The sequence below is a fragment of the Duganella sp. P38 genome, from assembly GCF_050859475.1.
Lineage (GTDB): Bacteria > Pseudomonadota > Gammaproteobacteria > Burkholderiales > Burkholderiaceae_D > Rugamonas.
The window spans coordinates 3,043,096-3,060,126 of sequence record NZ_CP193936.1 but is presented as its reverse complement, the minus strand read 5'-3'; the positions used below and the strand labels follow the sequence as shown (position 1 = coordinate 3,060,126).

Genomic DNA, 17,031 nt, shown 5'->3' with positions numbered 1-17,031 from the left:
GCTCACATGACGGACGCCTATCTGTATGAGGCGCTGCGCACGCCGCGCGGGCTGGGCACGCAGGAAGGCAGCCTGTACAGCATCAAGCCGATCTCGCTGCTGACCGGCCTGATGCGCGAATTGCAGCAACGCCACCAGCTCGACACCGCGCTGATCGACGATCTGCTGCTCGGCTGCATGACGCCGGTTGGCGACCAGGGCGCCAACCTGGCGCGGATCGCCGTGCTGGCCGCCGGCTGGGACGGCAAGGTGGCCGGCGCGCAGCTGAACCGCTTCGGCGCCTCCGGCCTGGCCGCGCTCAACCTCGCGGCGCAGCAGGTGCGCTCGGGCTGGGACGAGCTGGTGGTCGCCGGCGGCGTCGAATCGCCGTCGCGCGTGCCGGCCGGCGCCGACGGCGGCGCCTGGTCGCTCGACCCCGGCACCAGCCTCGCCACCGGCTACGTGCCGGCAGTCACCAGCGCCGACGTGCTGGCCACGCTGGAGCGCCACCGGCGCGAACAGCTGGACGCCTGGGCGCTGCGCTCGCAACACAGGGCGGTCGCCGCGCGCGCCGCCTACCGGTTCCGCTCGATCGTGCCGGTGCGCGACCAGAACGGCGTGCTGGTCCTGGCGGACGACGAAATGATACGGCCGCAGCTCAGCCTGGAGGCGCTCGGCTGCCTGACGCCACTGGCGGACGCCGGCTACGACGCCATTTGCTTGCTGCGCCATCCGCTGCCGGGCCGCGTCGAGCACCTGCACACCGCCGGCAATGCCGCCAGCCCGGCCGACGGCGCGGCGCTGGCGCTGGTGGGCAGCAAAACGGCAGGCGCGCGGTTGGGCGTCGAGCCGCGCGCGCGCATGGCGGCCGGCGCCGTCACCGGCGGCGAAGCGGCGGCGGCGGCGCGCAAGGCGCTGACCAGGGCCGGCCTGTCGATCGATGACATCGACCTGTTCGAAGTCCACGAAACCTACGCGGCGGTGGTACTGCGCTTCGTGCGCGAGCTGGCGCTGCCGGTCGACAAGGTCAACGTCAACGGCGGCGCCATCGCGCTCGGCGACGCAGCCGGCGCCAGCGGCTGCATGTTGCTGGGCACGCTGCTGGACGAACTGGAGGCACGCCGGCTGCGGCGCGGCCTGGTCGCCATGGGCGCCGGCGCCGGCATGGCCATCGCCACCATCATCGAGCGCGTATGAGCATGATCACCACCGGCCAGGACGGCGGCGTCGTCGCGGTGCGGTTGGCGGCGCGCGCCATCAATCCGCTGAGCCGCCTGTTTCAGCGCGAACTGGCGACGCTGCTGGAAAAGCTGGAGGTCCGCCGCGCCAAGCTGAACGCGGTCACCATCAGCTTCGACGCCGAGTCCGGCGCCAGCAGCCACGAACTGGCGCACCTGATGGCGCTCACGCCGGCCCAGGCCGCCGACTGCATGCAGATGCTGGCCGCCTACAACCGATTGCTGCTGCGGCTGGAAAACCTCGGCCTGCCGGTGGTGGCGGCGCTCAGCGGCGAGGTCAGCGGCCACGCCTTCGGACTGGCGCTGGCCTGCCACCACCGCCTGGGCCTGCATGACACCCGCTTCAGCCTGCCGCAAGTGCGGCTCGGGCTGGCGCCGGTGGCCGGCGAAATCGTCCGCACGGTCCGGCTGGTCGGGCTGCGCGCCGCCATGCCGCTGCTGCTGGACGGCGCGCAGTTCGACGCCGTCCAGGCGCGGCAAGCGGGCCTGCTGCACGCGATTGCCGCCGATGTGGCGCAGCTGGCGCGGTTGTCCGTCGCCGTCCAGGACAAAGGCGCCAGCCAACCATGGCGCGCACGCCAGCACAGTCCGCCCGGCGGCATGCCCGATGCGCCGGCGCTGCGCGCGCTGTTGCCAGTCTGGACCGCGCGGCTGGCCGGACAAGCGCCGCCGGCGGCCGCCATCCTGTGCGCCATGGTCGAAGGCATGCGCGTGAATTTTGAGCAGGCGCTGCTGATCGAAAGCCGATATTTTTGTCAAACAGCCATTAATCCGCGGCCGCGCAAGGACCGCCTTTATCTATAGGCGCCGCTTTTTAGAGCAATCTCAACAGAAATCAATAAAAGTCGCGGAAATGTTGTCGTTTTTCATGTAATTTCACTGGCATAGGTGATACATTTCGTTCTGGTTTTGCAAAGATTCAAGCCACCACGTTGTCCCATGCATAAATAGAAAGAATAGATCTTCGCGATGCCAACCAGCGTACTGCACCAGCCGCGTCAGGAATTGGATAACCTCCTGGAAGAGGCTGGAGATATTGTGTTTCGTTTGGACCAGCAAGGCCTGCTGCTGTTCGCCAGCGCGCGCGCCATTGCCCGTATCGGCGGCGCCGTGGCACTGGTGGGCCAACCGCTGGCCAGGCTGCTGGCCGACCTCGACCAGGCCCAACTGCCGCCGGTGCTGGCCTCGGTGCTGGAAAGCGGCGCGCCGAGACTGCTGCAGGCGCGCGTCAAGACGGCCGACATCGACATCTGGCACGAGCTGCGCGTCTCGTGCTACCGCAACGCCGGCGGCGCGCCGGAGCTGCTGGTGGTCGGGCGCGACATGACAGTCCAGCACGCCACCGAAGAACGCCTGCGCCACATGGCCACGCACGATGCGCTGACCGAATTGCCCAACCGCCTGCTGCTGTCCGACCGCATGCGCATGGTCATCGCCAACGCGCGCCGCTCGGGCCAGGGCTTTGCGGTCGCCAGCATCGGCATCGACGGCTTCAAGAAAGTCAACGACGGCCTCGGCCATCCGATCGGCGACGCCATGCTGCGCCTGGCCGCGCAACGCCTGCGCAAGACGCTGCGCGACAGCGACACGCTGGCCCGCGTCGGCGGCGACGAGTTTGTCGCCATCCTGCCCGGCACCGCCACCGAGGCGCAGATCAAGCTGGTGACCGGCCGCCTGATCGCCACCCTGCAATCGCCGTTTGAAATCGAGAACCACACCATTTATGTCGGCGCCTCGGTCGGCGTGTCGATCTACCCGCAGCACGCCGAGGACGAAATCCGCCTGCTGGCGCTGGCCGACGCCGCCATGTCGCGCGCCAAGGAAACCGGCAAGGCGCGCGCGGTGGTCTACAGCCCGGCCCACGCCGGCCCGCCGCAGCACGACATTTCGCTGGAAGCGGCCATGTTCCAGGCGGTGCGCGAAGGCGAATTCCTGCTGTACTATCAGCCCATCGTCGACGCCCGCACGCGCGCCATCCAGGGCTTCGAGACGCTGATGCGCTGGAAGCATCCGACGCTGGGCATGGTGCCGCCGGCGCGCTTCATCCCGATCGCCGAAACCAACGGCCTGATCAACCTGCTCGGCGCCTGGGCGCTGAAGGCGGCCTGCGTACAACTGAAGCAATTTGAAGAAGTTGCCAAACGAAACCTGTACATTTCTGTTAACATCAGCCCGCGGCAATTCCGCAATGATAAATTCTTGGATGTGCTGGACGATGCGCTTGCCTTCTCCGGCCTGCTTGGTGAGCAATTGGTTTTAGAAATCACAGAAGGCACGCTGATGATCGACCCGGTGCATGCCGAGTCCATCCTGTCCAAAATGGCCGAGCGCAAGGCCCGCATCGCCATCGACGACTTCGGCACCGGCTATTCCTCGCTGGCCTACCTCAAGCGCTTTCCGATCTCGGTGCTGAAAATCGACCGCACCTTCATTCGCGACCTGCCCGGCTCGCAGAAGGACGGCGCCATCTGCAACGCCGTGCTCGACCTGGCCAAACACCTCGACCTGTCGGTGGTGGCCGAGGGCGTGGAAACCGAGGAGCAACTGCAATACCTGCAACGGCGCGGCTGCCAGTACATCCAGGGCTATCTGACCGGCAAGCCGATGGCCGCCAATGTGGCGCTGGCGGCGCTGCGCGACAGCATCCACGCCAACGTGGTGCCGGCGGAACTGCGCCAGGTGCATCCATGATCAGCAGCTACAAGGCCGGCACGGCGCTGGGCAACCGGACGCTGACCGAACTGGGCGACTGCACCCGCCGGCGCGGCGACATGCCCGGCTTCGCCAAGGCCATCACCGCCATCCTCGGCGCCATGCGCGGCGAGGATGAGCACGAATTCAACCTGACCCGCACCGTGCTGTCCGATCCGGTGCTGACGCAGAAAGTGCTGCGCCTGGCCAACAGCGGCATGTACTCGGCGTTCGGCCAGCATGTCAACACGGTGTCGAAGGCGGTGCTGGTGCTTGGCACCGAGGCCATCGGCCACCTGGCGCTGGGACTGAAGCTGATCGAAGAACTGGCGGCCACCTCGAACGACGCCACGATCGCCCACATCGAAATGGAAAAGGCGGTCTTGGCCGGCATCGTCGCGCAACAAGTCGCCTACGCCGCCGAAAGCCGCCACGGCGAGGAGGCCGTGGTGTGTTCGATGCTGCACACGCTGGGGCGCATGATGCTGACCTTCTACATGCCGGAGCGCTGGCATGAACTGCAACGCCTGGCCGACCAGACGCAACGCACGGTGGAGGACGCCGCGCCCGAGCTGCTGGGCCTGAGCCTGGAGGAAATCGGCCACGCCGCCGCCCTGCACTGGGGCCTGCCCAAGGCGCTGCTGAGCGGCATGCGCACGCTGGCGCCGGCCGCACCGGGCGCCGCGATTTCGCCGTCCGACTGGATCGCCGGGCTGTCCACCATGGCCGCCACCTGCGCCGAATTCCTGTGGCACGACGACCCGGCCGCCGCCGACAAGGTGCGGCAACTGACCGACGGTTACGCCGCCATGCTCGGCGTCGACGCGCCGAACCTGGTGCACGCCATCGAACAGGCCAAGGTGATCGCCGCCAACGACCTGACCATCGCCCCGCTGTCGCGCCCGGCCGAGCGCCGCGCCAGGGCGCTGGCCAAGACCCGCCAGCGCGCGGCCGGCAACAAGATCCTGCTCAGCGGCCTGGCCGACATGCGCGACATGCTGGAAACGGCCAATCCCGGCCAGATGGTGCAGATCGCGCTGGAAACCGTCTACAAGGGGCTGGATTTTTCGCGCGCGGTGGCCTTCGTGCGCAACCGCAAGGACAATCAATACGCCGCCAAGATCTGCTTTGGCGAGGGCACGCGCGAGCTGCTGCCGGCGATGGTGTTCGACGACGCCTACGAGCCCAACGTTTTCCATGCCGCGCTCAACAGCGATCGCGTGATCTTCATCGAAAACGCCCACGACGCCAAGTTCGCCGCCAAGCTGCCGCTGTGGTGGCGCAGCTCGCTGGCGGAGGCGCGCAGCTTCGTCATTCTGCCGCTGTCGGCCAACGGCCAGCCGGCCGGCTTCCTGTACGGCGACTGGGACGAATCGTTCCCGCCGATCTCGCTGAGCCAGACCGAGTTCTCGCTGCTCAACGACATGCGCGCGATGGTGGTGCGCGCCGTCGAGCGCCGCCACGGCGTCGCGCCGGAGGCGGTGGCCCGCTAGTGGCCGTCGTTGCGTTGCCAGCGGAACGACAGCGTGGCGGCGACGGCCGACAGCGCGGCCAGCGCGGCGGCAACGTAATAGACCGATTCGGCGCCGGCCCGCTCCCACCATTGCGCCAGGAACAGGCCGCCCAGAGAACCGCCGACGCCGTACGAGATGCTCATGTACAGCGCCTGCCCGCGCGCCTGCAACGGCCCGGCGAACCAGCGCTGCAAGGACATCACCGATGACGAATGGTGCAGCGCGAACGTGGCCGCGTGCATCACCTGCGCCACGATCAGCAGCCACAGCACGTGCGAACCGAGGCCGATCATCAAGAAACGCAGCACGGCGACGCCGAGCGCCACAGACATCATGCGCCGCGCGCCCCAGCGCTTGAGCAGCGGCGCCTGGTTGTAAAACAGCAGCACCTCGGCCAGCACGCCCAGCGACCACATGGCGCCGATCACGGTTTTGCTATAGCCGTTGCGCTCCAAAAACAGCGAGTAAAAGGTGTACAGCGAGGTGTGCGCCGCCACCATCAGCGCGGTGGAGGCGAAAAAGGCGATCACCTCGCGCCGGCGCAGCAGCGACAGCAACGGCGGCGGCGGCGTCTTGTGGCTGCGGCGCGGCACGTCGTGCAGGCGGAAGGCGGCGGCGATGGTCGCCAGCAGCAGGCCGGCCGCCAGCCACGGCAGCGTGACGATGCCGTAATGCTCCAGCGCCAGCGACGCCAGCGTCACCGAGACGATGAAGCCGACCGAACCCCACATGCGGATGCGGCCGTAGTATGTCAGGTCGCCCTTCATCTCCGACAGCATCAGCGCCTCGCAGATCGGCGCCCGGCCGCTGGTAAACAGGTTGAGGATCACCATCGCCAGCATGAAGTGGCCGAAGGTGCTGCCGACGAAAAAGCCCGAGAACGCCACCAGCGCGGCAAAGCCGGCCAGCCGCAGCACCAGCACGCGCCGGTCGAAGTGATCGGCGACGTAGCCCCAGACATTCGGGCCGACGATGCGCAACACCTGGATCATCGACATCAGCACGCCGATCTGCGCGACCGTCATGCCCTTGTCGGCAAAGAACAATGTCGCGTAGGTCGACCAGGTGCCCGCGTGGGCGTAGTAGCAGAAGAGGAAGAAGGCGAAGCTGAGCGCTTGCGCGGGCACCGCTTACCGGCTTACAGCGCGATGTTCGGCGTCGACACGTGCACGTCGCCGCACTGCGCGCGGTGCATCAGCGCATGGTCGATCAGCACCAACGCCAGCATCGCCTCGGCGATCGGCGTGGCGCGGATGCCGACGCAGGGATCGTGGCGGCCGAAGGTTTCAACCATCACCGGGTTGCCGGCCTTGTCGATCGACGGCCGCGGCGTGCGGATCGACGAGGTCGGCTTGATGGCGATCGATACGGTGATGTCCTGGCCGGTCGACAGGCCGCCCAGCACGCCGCCGGCGTTGTTGCCGACGAAGCCTTGCGGCGTCAGCGGATCGCCGTGCTCGCTGCCCTTCTGCACCACCGACTTGAAGCCGGCGCCGATCTCCACGCCCTTGACGGCGTTGATGCCCATCATCGCGTAAGCGATGTCGGCGTCCAGCTTGTCGTAGATCGGCTGGCCGAGGCCGACCGGGATGTTTTGCGCGATCACCTCGATGCGCGCGCCGATCGAGTCGCCGGCCTTGCGCAGCTCGTCCATATACGCTTCCATGCGCGCGATGACAGCGGCGTCGCCGGTGGCGGCGAAGAACGGATTGTCCGGCACGTGGTGCCAGTCCTGGAACGGCACCGCAATCTCGCCCAGCTGGCTCATGCAGCCCTTGAACACCGTGCCGTACTGCTGGTGCAACCACTTCTTGGCGATGGCGGCGGCGCCGACCACCGGCGCCGTCAGGCGCGCCGACGAGCGGCCGCCGCCGCGCGGGTCGCGGACGCCGTATTTGTGCCAATAGGTGTAGTCTGCATGACCGGGACGGAAGGTGTCGGCGATGTTGCCGTAGTCCTTGCTACGCTGGTCTTCGTTGCGGATCAGCAAGGCGATCGGCGTGCCGGTGGTCACGCCCTGGTACACGCCCGACAGGATTTCCACCGTGTCCGACTCCTGGCGCTGCGTCACGTGACGCGAGGTGCCCGGCTTGCGGCGATCCAGTTCCGGCTGAATGTCGGCCTCAGACAACGGCAGTCCCGGCGGGCAGCCATCGATCACGCAACCGATCGCGGGACCGTGCGACTCACCAAAAGTAGTTACTGAGAACAATTTGCCAAAAGTATTGCCGGACATAGGAAAAGAATCTTCGGAAAAAATGGGGAAAGTGCTTCATTCTACCAGCCAGCGCCCTGTGGCGCGACGGCCGCACCATAATTTCCCGAACACAATTATTCCTTGGCAAAATTTCATTCTTTTGATACAAGTACGGTGTCAATGCACGGCGGCGCGCACGCTTTGGCTGAAAGCGCCGTAAAACTGCATTCTTTTTGACAATTCGCTTATACTTGAACGCAAGAACACCGAGTACTCTGGAGAAGCTACACATGCCCCCACCGGTCACACACCTTGAGCAGTCCAGGGATGATCAGGACGATCTGGTATTCTTAGAAGAGCATCCGGCCGCGCCTGCCGCGGCGCCGGGCGCGCGCAATGTGTGGCGCATCATGATTATCGACGACGACGAGGACGTCCACTCGACCACCACCTTCGCGCTCGGCAACCTCGACATGCAGCACCGCCCGCTGGAGTTCGTCCACGCCTATTCGGCCGGCCAGGCGCGCGAGCTGCTCAAGCACGAAGCGGAAATCGCCGTCATCCTGCTCGACGTGGTGATGGAGCAGGACGACGCCGGCCTGCACCTGGTGCGCTACATCCGCGAAACGCTGCAACTGCACGATGTGCGCATCATCCTGCGCACCGGCCAGCCCGGCTACGCGCCCGAAATCGACGCCATCCGCGATTTCGACATCAACGATTACAAGACCAAGTCCGAGCTGACCCGCATCAAGCTGTTTACCACGGTGACCTCGGCCATCCGCTCCTACGAGCAGATCCGCAAGATCAACGACAGCCGGCGCGGCCTGAACCAGATCGTGGCCGCCAGCACCGAGCTGATGTCGCTGCACGGCGTGCAAAACTTTGCCGCCGGCGTGCTGGCCCAGGTCGGCGACCTGCTGAACATCGAACCGAACGGCGTGCTGTGCGTGCTGGAATGCCCGGACGACGGCTGCCGCGAGCTGATGGTGATGGCCACCGCCGGCACCTTCCGCCACCTGCACAACATCACGCTGACCGTGCGCGAGGACCAGCGCATCCACGCCGCGCTGGAACTGGCGCTGACGCAGCGGCGCAACATCCACGGCCCGGACCACGTCACGCTGCACTTCGCCGGCAAGGCCAGCCGCGATTTCGTCGCCTTCCTCGACCTGCGGCGGGCGCTGACCGAGATCGACGAACGGCTGCTGGAAGTGTTTTGCAGCAATGTCGCGGTCGGCCTCGACAACGTCGAGCTGGTCACGCACCTGCACAACGCCGCCTTCTACGACCAGCTGTGCAAGCTGCCCAACCGCACCCGGCTGGTGGAAATCCTCGACGCCACCGTGGCCGGCCCGGCGCGCGAGGACGCCACGCTGTCGCTGGTCGACCTCGACCACTTCGCCGAAACCAACGACGCGCTCGGCCACCAGTTCGGCGACATGCTACTGATCGGCGTCGCCAACCGCCTGCAAACCGAGCTCGGCGAGCACGTCACCGTGGCCCGCATCGGCGGCGATATTTTCTGCGTGCTCGGCGATTCCACCCAGGTCAATCCGCGCAACATCCTGGCGCTGTTCCAGCGCGCCTTCAGCATCGACGGCCAGGACGTGCAGCTGTCGGCCACGCTGGGCCTGGTGCGCCTGGGCGAACACGAGGGCAGCGGCGCCGACGCCCTGAAGGACGCCGACATCGCCCTCAAGCGCGCCAAGTCGCAGCAGCGCGCCGGCCACTTCTACTTCTCGCGCTCGATGGGCGTCGAGATCCGCGAGCGCGTGCGCATGATGCACGCGCTGCGCACCGCCTTCGGCCAGAACCAGTTGTTCGTGGTCTACCAGCCGCAGATCGACCTGGAAACGCGGCGCCCGGTCGGCGCCGAGGCGCTGCTGCGCTGGCAGACGCCGGACGGCAAGTTCATCTCGCCGGACCGCTTCATCCCGATCGCCGAGTATTCCGGCCTGATCATCGACCTCGGCGAATGGGTGATGCGCACCGCCTGCCGCGAGCTGGTCGACCTGCGCAAGGCCGGCCACCATGACTTCATGATGTCGATTAACGTCTCGCAGGTGCAGTTCCGCCACCCGCACTTCCTCGACATCCTCAAGCGCGCGCTGGACGATAGCGGCGCGCCACCCGAGCATATCGAGCTGGAGATCACCGAATCGATGGCAATGGAGGAGCCGGACCTGCTGATCCGGATGCTGGCGCAGATCAAGCAAACCGGCGTCAGCATTGCGATCGACGACTTCGGCACCGGCTTCTCGTCGCTGTCCTACCTGCAGCGCCTGCAGGTTGACCGGCTCAAGATCGACCGCGCCTTCGTCACCGAAATCACCGGCTCGGCGCGCGGCAGCAGCATCGCGGAAATGGTGATCCAGCTGGGCCGCAACCTCGGCCTGGCCGTGATCGCCGAAGGCGTGGAGGACGAACGGCAGGCGCAAATCCTGCAAGCGCTGGGCTGCCCGCTGGCGCAGGGCTTCCTGTTCGCGCGGCCGATGACCGCCAGCGCCCTCGACAGCTGGCTCAGCAACGACGCCCTCGAAGGCGCCGCCCCCTAAAACAAAACGCCACGGTGACGTGGCGTTGATCGTTTAGACGAGGATTCAGTCGGTCGCTTCGGTTTCCGCCGGCCAGTCGCGGATATAGGCCTTGAGCATGCGGTTCTCGAAGCTTTGCGCCTCCAGCACCGCGCGCGCCACGTCGTAGAACGAGATCACGCCGAGGATGGTCTTGGCGTTCATCACCGGCAGGTAGCGCGCGTGCTTTTCCAGCATGATGCGGCGCACCTCGTTGACGTCGGTGTCGGGCGTGACCGTGATCGGCGCGTCTTCCATGTGCTTGCGCACCGTGCCGCCGCCAACCGTGCCCTGGTTTTCGTGCAGCGCGCGCAGCACCTCGCGGAAAGTCAGCATGCCCACCAGGTCGCCAAACTCCATGACGACCAGCGAACCGATGTCTTTCTCGGCCATGGTATTGGCGGCGTCCGCCAGTGGTTGATCGGGAGAGATGGTGTAAAGGATGGAGCCTTTCACCTGGAGAATTTCCGAAACTTTCATGTTGGGCCGTCCTGTTCGCTGATGGGCGCTCTGTGAATGGGAGTTCTAATTGTTCTAAGCCTTGTTGGGAATGTAGCCTATGCCCGGCAAAAAGCCAGCGCTTCCGATAAGCAAAACATAACATTATTGTCGTGCGGTTGCCACGCTGCATTTCAGGTTAGGATGCGCAGCATACACATAACGACGACGGGACACCATGAGCGCCAACCAACACCCCGGGTTTCACACGCTGTCGCTGCACGCCGGCGCCGCCTGCGCGGCCGGCGGCGCGGTGGCGATGCTGGAAGAGCGCATCGCCGCGCTGGAAGGCGGCGTGGCCGCGGTGGCCACCGCCAGCGGCGAGCTGGCGCTGCAGCTGGCGGTCGGCGCCATCGCCGGCGCCGGCGCGCACATTGTTGCCTCGCGCGCGCTGCACGGCGCTTCGTGCCGGCTGCTGGCGTCCGGCCTCAAGCGCTTCGGCATCCAGACCACCTTTGTCGATCCGCGCGATCTGGACGCCTGGCGCGCCGCCATCCAGCCGGAAACGCGGCTGCTGTTCGCCGAAACGCTGGGCGGCGCCGGGCTGGAAGTGCTCGACATCCCGGCCGTCGCCGCCCTCGCCCATGAACATCATCTGCCGCTGCTGGCCGACGCCACGCTGACCACGCCGTGGCTGCTCAAGCCGCTCGACCACGGCGCCGACCTGGTGCTGCACGCCGCCGAGCATGGCGGCCTGCTGGTCGACGGCGGCACGTTCGACTGGCAGGCGGCCTACCAGCATACCGGCCGCTACGCCGAACTGTGCGAGCCCTACGACCCGCTGCCCGGCGTGGTGTTCGCCGAAGAGTCCACCGTCGCCGCCTTTGCGCTGCGCGCGCGGCACGAAAACCTGGCGCCGATGAGCCCGCATCACGCCGGCATCATCCTGCATGGGCTGGAAACGCTGCCGCTGCGCATGGAGCGCCACGTCGCCAACACGCGCAAGGTGGTGGCGCTGCTGGCCGCGCATCCGGCGGTGGAGGCGCTGCATTATCCGGAGCTGCCGACGCACCCGGACCACGCGCTGGCGCAGCGGCTGCTGCCCAAGGGCTGCGGCTCGGCGCTGTCGTTCCAGCTGAAAGGCGCGCTGCGCTTCGCCGAGGCGCTGCAGGTATTCTCGGCGGCCGACGACCTGGGCGGGGCCCGCTCGCAAATCATCCCGCCAGCGGCGGCGGACGGCGTGGTGCACCTGTCGGTCGGCCTGGAAGACGCCGGCGACCTGCTGGACGACCTGTCGCGCGCCCTCAAACTGGCGCAGAAAGGAGCCTGACATGCAGCTCACCGTTCAGGGCATCCCAAGTTACTGCTATACCGGTGGCGTGCATTTCGAGCCGGCGCGGCCGACCGTGGTATTCATCCACGGCGCGGCCAACGACCATTCGGTATGGGCGCCGCAGGCGCGCTACTTCGCCCATCTCGGCTACGGCGTGCTGGCGCCGGACCTGCCGGGCCATGTGCGCAGCCTGGGCGCGCCCAAGGCCAGCGTGGCGCAGATGGCCGACTGGCTGCTGGCCTTGCTGGACGCGGCCGGCGCGCGCGAGGCGGCGCTGGCCGGCCATAGCATGGGTTCACTGGTCGCGCTGGAACTGGCGTTCCAGGCGCCGCAGCGCGTCACCCATCTGGCGCTGGCCGGCAGCGCCTATCCGATGAAAGTGGCCGAGGCGCTGCTGGCCAGCGCGCGCGACGACGAAGCGGCGGCGATCGACATGGTGACGGCGTGGTCGCATTTGCCGCTGGCCAGCCACACTGCCCGCAACAGCGCGCGCCGGCTGATGCAGCGCATGCCCGGCCGCCTGCACACCGACCTTGCCGCCTGCAACAGCTACGCCAACGGCGAGCTGGCGGCGGCCTCGGTGCGCTGCCCCGCCCTGCTGCTGTCGGGCGCCGCCGACGTCATGACGCCGCCCAGATCCACCCGCCTGCTGGCGGCCGCCATGCCGCACGCGTGCAGCGTCACGCTCGACAGCGGCCACTCGCTGATGAGCGAACAGCCGGAGCAGGTGCTGGCCGCGCTGCTGGAGTTTATCGGCAGTCGATAGGGCCGAAGTGCGCGGCCAGGGTCTTGCCCAGGCCGGCCTCGACCGCGGTTTCCACCTCGCGCGCCAGCAGCGCGGCGTCGCGCGCGGCGCGCAGGTCGCGCTCATCGTCGCCAACCGCCACCACGCCGGCGTTGACCGGCATGCCGGCAAAGACGAACAGGCGGTAGACATCGGCCAGCATCAGCTTCTCCATATTGGCCAGGATCACCCAGTGGTCCGAGCCGTCGCTGACGCGCTTGCCCCACTGGACCCGCTTCGGCGCCGGCACCGGCACCCGGCCGACCCAGCCCTCGGCCATCATGCGCTCCAGCAGATTGTCCATCTCGTCGAAGCCCAGGCGCGTGCGCTCGCGGATATGGCCGGCGCTGACCAGCGCCGTGTCGCCGCATTTGCAGGCCAGGTGCAGCACCTTGAGGATGGCCATGGCGTCGACAAACTCGCCGCCCGGCTGCGCCTCGTGCCACCAGCGCTCGTACTTCACCACCGGCAGCGCCGCCGCCAGCAGCGCGCCCACCAGCGTGATCAGCCAGGAGACATACACCCACAGCAGGAACAGCGGCACCGCCGCCAGCGCGCCGTAAATCTTGGAATACGTCGGAAATTGCGTGATGAAGATGGCGAAGCCGCGCTTGGCGACTTCGAACGCCACGCCGGCCACCAGCCCGCCCCAGGCCGCGTCGTGCCAGTCGACGTCGCGGTTCGGCACCACCACGTACAGCAGCGTGAACGCGGCCATGGTCAGCGCCAGCGACAGCGCGGTGTAGATCACCGCGCCGATCACCGGCACGTGGCCGACCAGGTCGCTGGTGGCCATGAACACCTGCGACGACAGCGTCAGCGACACGCCGATCATCAGCGGGCCGAGCGTGATCAGCGCCCAGTACACGAGAATGCGCTTGGTCCAGCTGCGCTGGCCGCGCACGCGCCAGATGCGGTTGAACACCCGCTCGATCAGGTTCATCATCGCAATCGAGGTGAAGATCAGCGTCACCGCGCCCACCGCCGACAGCCGCGTGGCCTTGGACGCGAACATGGTCAGGTAGCTCAGGATGTTGTTGGAAATCGACTTCGGCATCACGCTCTGCACGAAGTAGGCCTCCAGCGAGCTGCGGAAGGCGTTAAACATCGGGAAGGTGGTGAAGATCGCCAGCGCGATGGTCAGCAGCGGCACCAGCGCGAACACGGTGGTGAAGGTCAGGCTGCCGGCGACCTGCGGCAGGCTCTCTTCGCGCAAGCGGCGCTGGGCGAACAAGATCAGGTCGCGCACCTCGGGCCGGGACAGCGAGCGCACGGTCTGGATGCCGCTGCGGCAGGTGCGGAACAGGTACTGCAGGATCGGACGGAGGTATTTTTCGTACATAAGTATCAATCGTGACAACAGTGGCAATGATACCATCCGCCAAAGCGCCCTATAATACCGCTGATGAACCCTTCTAATCTGACTATTCTCGTCCTGTTTTACTCCCGCCACGGCGCCACCCGCAAACTGGCGGAGCTGATCGCCCAGGGCATCGAAAGCGTGCCTGGCTGCGACGCCCGCCTGCGCACCGTGCCTGCCGTCTCCACCGTGGCCGAGGCCACCGCGCCGGAGGTGCCGGCCGACGGCGCGCCGTACGTGGAACTGGACGACCTGAGCGAATGCGCCGGCATCGCGGTCGGCTCGCCCACGCGCTTCGGCAATATGGCGGCGGCGATGAAGTACTTCTGGGACGGCACCGCCAGCCAGTGGCTGTCCGGCGCGCTGGCGGGCAAGCCGGCCTGCGTGTTCACCTCCACCGGCAGCCTGCATGGCGGCCAGGAGTCGACGCTGCTGTCGATGATGATTCCGCTGTTCCACCACGGCCTGATGGTGCTCGGCCTGCCCTACACCAACCCCGAACTGATGACCACCTCCAGCGGCGGCACGCCGTATGGCGCCAGCCACTGGTCTGGCCTCGACGGCAAAAAAGTCATCACCGAAGATGAGAAACGCCTGGCCATCGCTCTCGGCAAGCGGCTGGCCGAAACAGCAGTCAAATTGAAGGAATAAGCGCCATGGAAACCACAATGCAGAAGTATTTTCACTGGGGCGCGATCGGCAGCCTGGTGACGCTGATCGTCTGGTGTGTATTGTGGGAGATGGTGCTGGCGCCGTTGAAGCCGGGCGGTTCGTGGCTGGTGCTGAAGGCCGCGCCGCTGCTGCTGCCATTGTACGGCGTCTACAAGCGCGATATCTACACGCTGCAATGGACATCGATGATGATCCTGCTGTACTTCGCTGAGGGCGTGGTGCGCGGCTGGAGCGATACCGGCGATGTGTCGGCGTGGCTGGGCTGGGGCGAGGCGGCGGTGGTGTGCGTGTATTTCGTGTGCGCGGTCCTGTACCTTCGCCCATACAAGCGCGCTGCCAAAAAATGGCCAAGGACCTGCTGGATAAAGTAAAGGTCAACACGGTTAAATGATGGACTTTCTTTCACAATGCCGTGCTGTTGTCGGCGACGCCCATGTGCTCGATACGGCCGCCGGGATGGCGCCCTTCCTGACCGACCAGCGCGGCCGCCACACCGGCAAGGCGCTGGCGGTGCTGCGCCCCGGCACGGTGGAACAGGTGGCGGCGCTGGTGCGCGCGTGCGCTCGGCATCGCGTGGCCGTGGTGCCGCAGGGCGGCAATACGGGGCTGGTGCTGGGCAGCGTGCCGGATGGCAGCGGCACGCAGGTGCTGCTGTCGCTGGCGCGGCTCAACCGCGTGCGCCAGGTCGATGCGGTCAACCGCACCATGACGGTGGACGCGGGCTGCATCCTTCAGCATATTCAGGAGGCAGCGGCGGCGGAAGGCTGTCTGTTTCCGCTGTCGCTGGCGGCGGAAGGCAGCTGCACCATTGGCGGCAACCTCGCCACCAATGCCGGCGGCACGGCGGTTCTGCGCTACGGGAATACGCGCGAGCTGTGTCTCGGGCTGGAGGTGGTGACGCCGCAAGGCGAAATCTGGAGCGGCTTGCGCGGGCTGCGCAAGGACAATACCGGCTACGACCTGCGCGATTTGTTCATCGGCGCTGAGGGCACGCTGGGCATCATCACCGGCGCGGTGCTCAAGCTGTATCCGCAGCCGAAAGCCAGCATCACCGCATTGGCGGCGCTGCCTTCGCCCGCCGCCGCGCTGCAATTGCTGGTGCTGATGCAGGACCGCTGCGGCGCCAGCCTGACCGGCTTCGAGCTGATGTCGCGCTACTGCCTGCAACTGGTGGCGGAGCAGTTCCCGCAACTGCCCAAGCCCTTCGCCGCGCCGCATGCCCAGTACGTGCTGCTGGAATTGTCGAGCAGCGAATCGGAGCAGCATGCGGTCGGCCTGCTGGAACAGGCGATCGGCGCGGCGCTGGACAGCGGCGTGATCGACGATGCGGTGGTGGCGACATCTGTGTCCCAATCGGCCGCTTTGTGGCAGGTGCGCGAGCATATCCCGCTGGCGCAGGCCAGAGCCGGCAAGAACATCAAGCACGATATTTCGTTGCCGGTGTCGCGCATCGCCGAGTTTATTGCCGTGACAGGGCCGAAGCTGGACGCCGCCTTCCCTGGCTGCCAGCTGGTGTGCTTCGGCCACCTGGGCGACGGCAATCTGCATTACAACGTGGCGCCGCCCACCGGCGTATCGAACGAAGACTTCCTGCTGAATCAGGATAAGGTCAACCGCGTGGTGTATGACAGCGTGGAAGCCTTTGGCGGCTCGATTTCCGCCGAACATGGCATCGGCGCACTGAAGCGTGAAGAGCTGGCGCGCTATAAGTCGCCTGTAGAACTCAACATGATGCGAGCCATCAAAGCGGCATTGGACCCACTGGGTATCATGAATCCCGGGAAAATCCTTTGAGCGAGGCCGAGATGAAATTGCCGATCGTTGTCATGCTGTGGGCCGCCGCTGCGGCGGCCTATGGGCAGAGCGTCTACAAATGCACGGTGGACGGCAAGGTCAGTTATAGCGACACGCCTTGTCCGGTCGGTGCGCAGGCGGCCACGCTGGAGACGCCCGCCGCGCCGAAAGCCGATCCGGCCGCCGCGCGCGATCTGAAACGCCAGCAAAAGCAGGCGGACGCGCTGGCGAAAACGCGCCTCAGGCAGCAGGAGCGCGACGAGCGCGAATCGGCCCGCGCCGCGCAAGCGTCCGCCGTGCAGCGCAAGAAGTGCGACAAGCTGAAACTCAATAAACGCTGGGCCGATGAAGACGCCCGTCGCGCCACCGGCCAGGCCACCGAAGCCGCCCGCCTGCGCGCCCAGCGCGCCGGCGAAGCCATGGCGCTGGAGTGCCCACGCTAATGCCGCACCGCC

The 17,031-nt window shown here is 66.8% G+C and carries 15 protein-coding genes; 11 read left to right on the top strand and 4 right to left on the bottom strand.

What is annotated here, in order from left to right; all coding sequences use genetic code 11:
- Positions 1 to 6: 6 nt before the first annotated feature.
- The 4 genes from ACRQ5J_RS14155 (at position 7) to ACRQ5J_RS14140 (ending at position 5,401) form a co-directional block, all read left to right on the top strand.
- Positions 7 to 1,176, top strand: a complete 1,170-nt coding sequence (locus tag ACRQ5J_RS14155) for an acetyl-CoA C-acyltransferase (protein ID WP_432377548.1) — start codon at positions 7 to 9, stop codon at positions 1,174 to 1,176.
- Positions 1,173 to 2,021 (top strand): enoyl-CoA hydratase/isomerase family protein, encoded by an 849-nt coding sequence (locus tag ACRQ5J_RS14150; protein ID WP_432377547.1) that lies wholly within the window; start codon positions 1,173 to 1,175, stop codon positions 2,019 to 2,021. The genes ACRQ5J_RS14155 and ACRQ5J_RS14150 overlap by 4 nt, the downstream gene beginning before the upstream one ends.
- Before the next feature lie 165 nt (positions 2,022 to 2,186).
- A complete protein-coding gene (locus ACRQ5J_RS14145; RefSeq protein WP_432377546.1) occupies positions 2,187 to 3,908 on the top strand; it encodes a putative bifunctional diguanylate cyclase/phosphodiesterase in 1,722 nt (573 codons plus the stop codon).
- Positions 3,905 to 5,401, top strand: coding sequence for an HDOD domain-containing protein (locus ACRQ5J_RS14140; RefSeq protein ID WP_432377545.1), 1,497 nt, complete (start codon positions 3,905 to 3,907; stop codon positions 5,399 to 5,401). Before ACRQ5J_RS14145 ends, ACRQ5J_RS14140 begins: the two co-directional genes overlap by 4 nt.
- Here ACRQ5J_RS14140 and ACRQ5J_RS14135 read toward each other — a convergent pair.
- On the bottom strand, positions 5,398 to 6,549 hold the full coding sequence (locus ACRQ5J_RS14135) for an MFS transporter (protein WP_432377544.1): 1,152 nt from the start codon (positions 6,547 to 6,549) through the stop codon (positions 5,398 to 5,400). The genes ACRQ5J_RS14140 and ACRQ5J_RS14135 overlap by 4 nt on opposite strands.
- Positions 6,550 to 6,560: 11 nt before the next feature.
- On the bottom strand, positions 6,561 to 7,658 hold the full coding sequence (gene aroC, locus ACRQ5J_RS14130) for a chorismate synthase (RefSeq protein WP_432377543.1): 1,098 nt from the start codon (positions 7,656 to 7,658) through the stop codon (positions 6,561 to 6,563).
- A 251-nt stretch (positions 7,659 to 7,909) separates the two neighbouring features.
- Between aroC and ACRQ5J_RS14125 the strand changes: the two genes are divergently transcribed.
- The gene (locus ACRQ5J_RS14125; protein ID WP_432377542.1) at positions 7,910 to 10,177 is read left to right on the top strand and encodes a putative bifunctional diguanylate cyclase/phosphodiesterase; all 2,268 of its coding nucleotides are present in this window, start codon (positions 7,910 to 7,912) and stop codon (positions 10,175 to 10,177) included.
- Positions 10,178 to 10,222: 45 nt separating this feature from the next.
- Here ACRQ5J_RS14125 and ACRQ5J_RS14120 read toward each other — a convergent pair whose 3' ends face one another.
- A complete protein-coding gene (locus tag ACRQ5J_RS14120; RefSeq protein WP_432377541.1) occupies positions 10,223 to 10,675 on the bottom strand; it encodes a CBS domain-containing protein in 453 nt (150 codons plus the stop codon).
- A gap of 196 nt (positions 10,676 to 10,871) precedes the next feature.
- On the opposite strand from ACRQ5J_RS14120, the gene ACRQ5J_RS14115 reads away from it, so the two are divergent.
- Entirely contained in the window at positions 10,872 to 11,963 is a 1,092-nt protein-coding gene (locus ACRQ5J_RS14115) for a PLP-dependent transferase (RefSeq protein ID WP_432377540.1), read from the top strand.
- 1 nt (position 11,964) lies between these two features.
- Positions 11,965 to 12,732 carry an alpha/beta fold hydrolase gene (locus ACRQ5J_RS14110; RefSeq protein WP_432377539.1) on the top strand — a complete coding sequence of 256 codons (768 nt, stop codon included), beginning with the start codon at positions 11,965 to 11,967 and terminating at the stop codon, positions 12,730 to 12,732.
- On the opposite strand, the gene ACRQ5J_RS14105 is transcribed toward ACRQ5J_RS14110, so the two are convergent.
- Positions 12,716 to 14,092 (bottom strand): YihY family inner membrane protein, encoded by a 1,377-nt coding sequence (locus tag ACRQ5J_RS14105; protein WP_432377538.1) that lies wholly within the window; start codon positions 14,090 to 14,092, stop codon positions 12,716 to 12,718. The genes ACRQ5J_RS14110 and ACRQ5J_RS14105 overlap by 17 nt on opposite strands.
- Positions 14,093 to 14,155: 63 nt before the next feature.
- Here ACRQ5J_RS14105 and wrbA point away from each other — a divergent pair, with 63 nt between their 5' ends.
- The 4 genes from wrbA to ACRQ5J_RS14085 are packed head-to-tail and all read left to right on the top strand — an operon-like array spanning position 14,156 to position 17,019.
- Entirely contained in the window at positions 14,156 to 14,761 is a 606-nt protein-coding gene (gene wrbA, locus ACRQ5J_RS14100) for an NAD(P)H:quinone oxidoreductase (RefSeq protein ID WP_432377537.1), read from the top strand.
- A 5-nt stretch (positions 14,762 to 14,766) separates the two neighbouring features.
- Positions 14,767 to 15,153, top strand: coding sequence for a DUF2069 domain-containing protein (locus tag ACRQ5J_RS14095; RefSeq protein ID WP_432377536.1), 387 nt, complete (start codon positions 14,767 to 14,769; stop codon positions 15,151 to 15,153).
- 16 nt (positions 15,154 to 15,169) lie between these two features.
- The gene (locus ACRQ5J_RS14090; RefSeq protein ID WP_432377535.1) at positions 15,170 to 16,576 is read left to right on the top strand and encodes an FAD-binding oxidoreductase; all 1,407 of its coding nucleotides are present in this window, start codon (positions 15,170 to 15,172) and stop codon (positions 16,574 to 16,576) included.
- Between the two features lie 11 nt (positions 16,577 to 16,587).
- Positions 16,588 to 17,019 carry a DUF4124 domain-containing protein gene (locus ACRQ5J_RS14085; RefSeq protein WP_432377534.1) on the top strand — a complete coding sequence of 144 codons (432 nt, stop codon included), beginning with the start codon at positions 16,588 to 16,590 and terminating at the stop codon, positions 17,017 to 17,019.
- The last annotated feature ends 12 nt before the right edge of the window (positions 17,020 to 17,031 follow it).

Excerpts from the sequence above, each read along its gene's own strand:
- ACRQ5J_RS14155 (WP_432377548.1), top strand. The coding sequence starts at position 7 with ATGACGGACGCCTATCTGTATGAGGCGCTGCGCACGCCGCGCGGGCTG.
- ACRQ5J_RS14150 (WP_432377547.1), top strand. The coding sequence starts at position 1,173 with ATGAGCATGATCACCACCGGCCAGGACGGCGGCGTCGTCGCGGTGCGG.
- ACRQ5J_RS14145 (WP_432377546.1), top strand. The coding sequence starts at position 2,187 with ATGCCAACCAGCGTACTGCACCAGCCGCGTCAGGAATTGGATAACCTC.
- ACRQ5J_RS14140 (WP_432377545.1), top strand. The coding sequence starts at position 3,905 with ATGATCAGCAGCTACAAGGCCGGCACGGCGCTGGGCAACCGGACGCTG.
- aroC (WP_432377543.1), bottom strand. The coding sequence starts at position 7,658 with ATGTCCGGCAATACTTTTGGCAAATTGTTCTCAGTAACTACTTTTGGT.
- ACRQ5J_RS14125 (WP_432377542.1), top strand. The coding sequence starts at position 7,910 with ATGCCCCCACCGGTCACACACCTTGAGCAGTCCAGGGATGATCAGGAC.
- ACRQ5J_RS14120 (WP_432377541.1), bottom strand. The coding sequence starts at position 10,675 with ATGAAAGTTTCGGAAATTCTCCAGGTGAAAGGCTCCATCCTTTACACC.
- ACRQ5J_RS14115 (WP_432377540.1), top strand. The coding sequence starts at position 10,872 with ATGAGCGCCAACCAACACCCCGGGTTTCACACGCTGTCGCTGCACGCC.
- ACRQ5J_RS14110 (WP_432377539.1), top strand. The coding sequence starts at position 11,965 with ATGCAGCTCACCGTTCAGGGCATCCCAAGTTACTGCTATACCGGTGGC.
- ACRQ5J_RS14105 (WP_432377538.1), bottom strand. The coding sequence starts at position 14,092 with ATGTACGAAAAATACCTCCGTCCGATCCTGCAGTACCTGTTCCGCACC.
- wrbA (WP_432377537.1), top strand. The coding sequence starts at position 14,156 with ATGAACCCTTCTAATCTGACTATTCTCGTCCTGTTTTACTCCCGCCAC.
- ACRQ5J_RS14095 (WP_432377536.1), top strand. The coding sequence starts at position 14,767 with ATGGAAACCACAATGCAGAAGTATTTTCACTGGGGCGCGATCGGCAGC.
- ACRQ5J_RS14090 (WP_432377535.1), top strand. The coding sequence starts at position 15,170 with ATGATGGACTTTCTTTCACAATGCCGTGCTGTTGTCGGCGACGCCCAT.
- ACRQ5J_RS14085 (WP_432377534.1), top strand. The coding sequence starts at position 16,588 with ATGAAATTGCCGATCGTTGTCATGCTGTGGGCCGCCGCTGCGGCGGCC.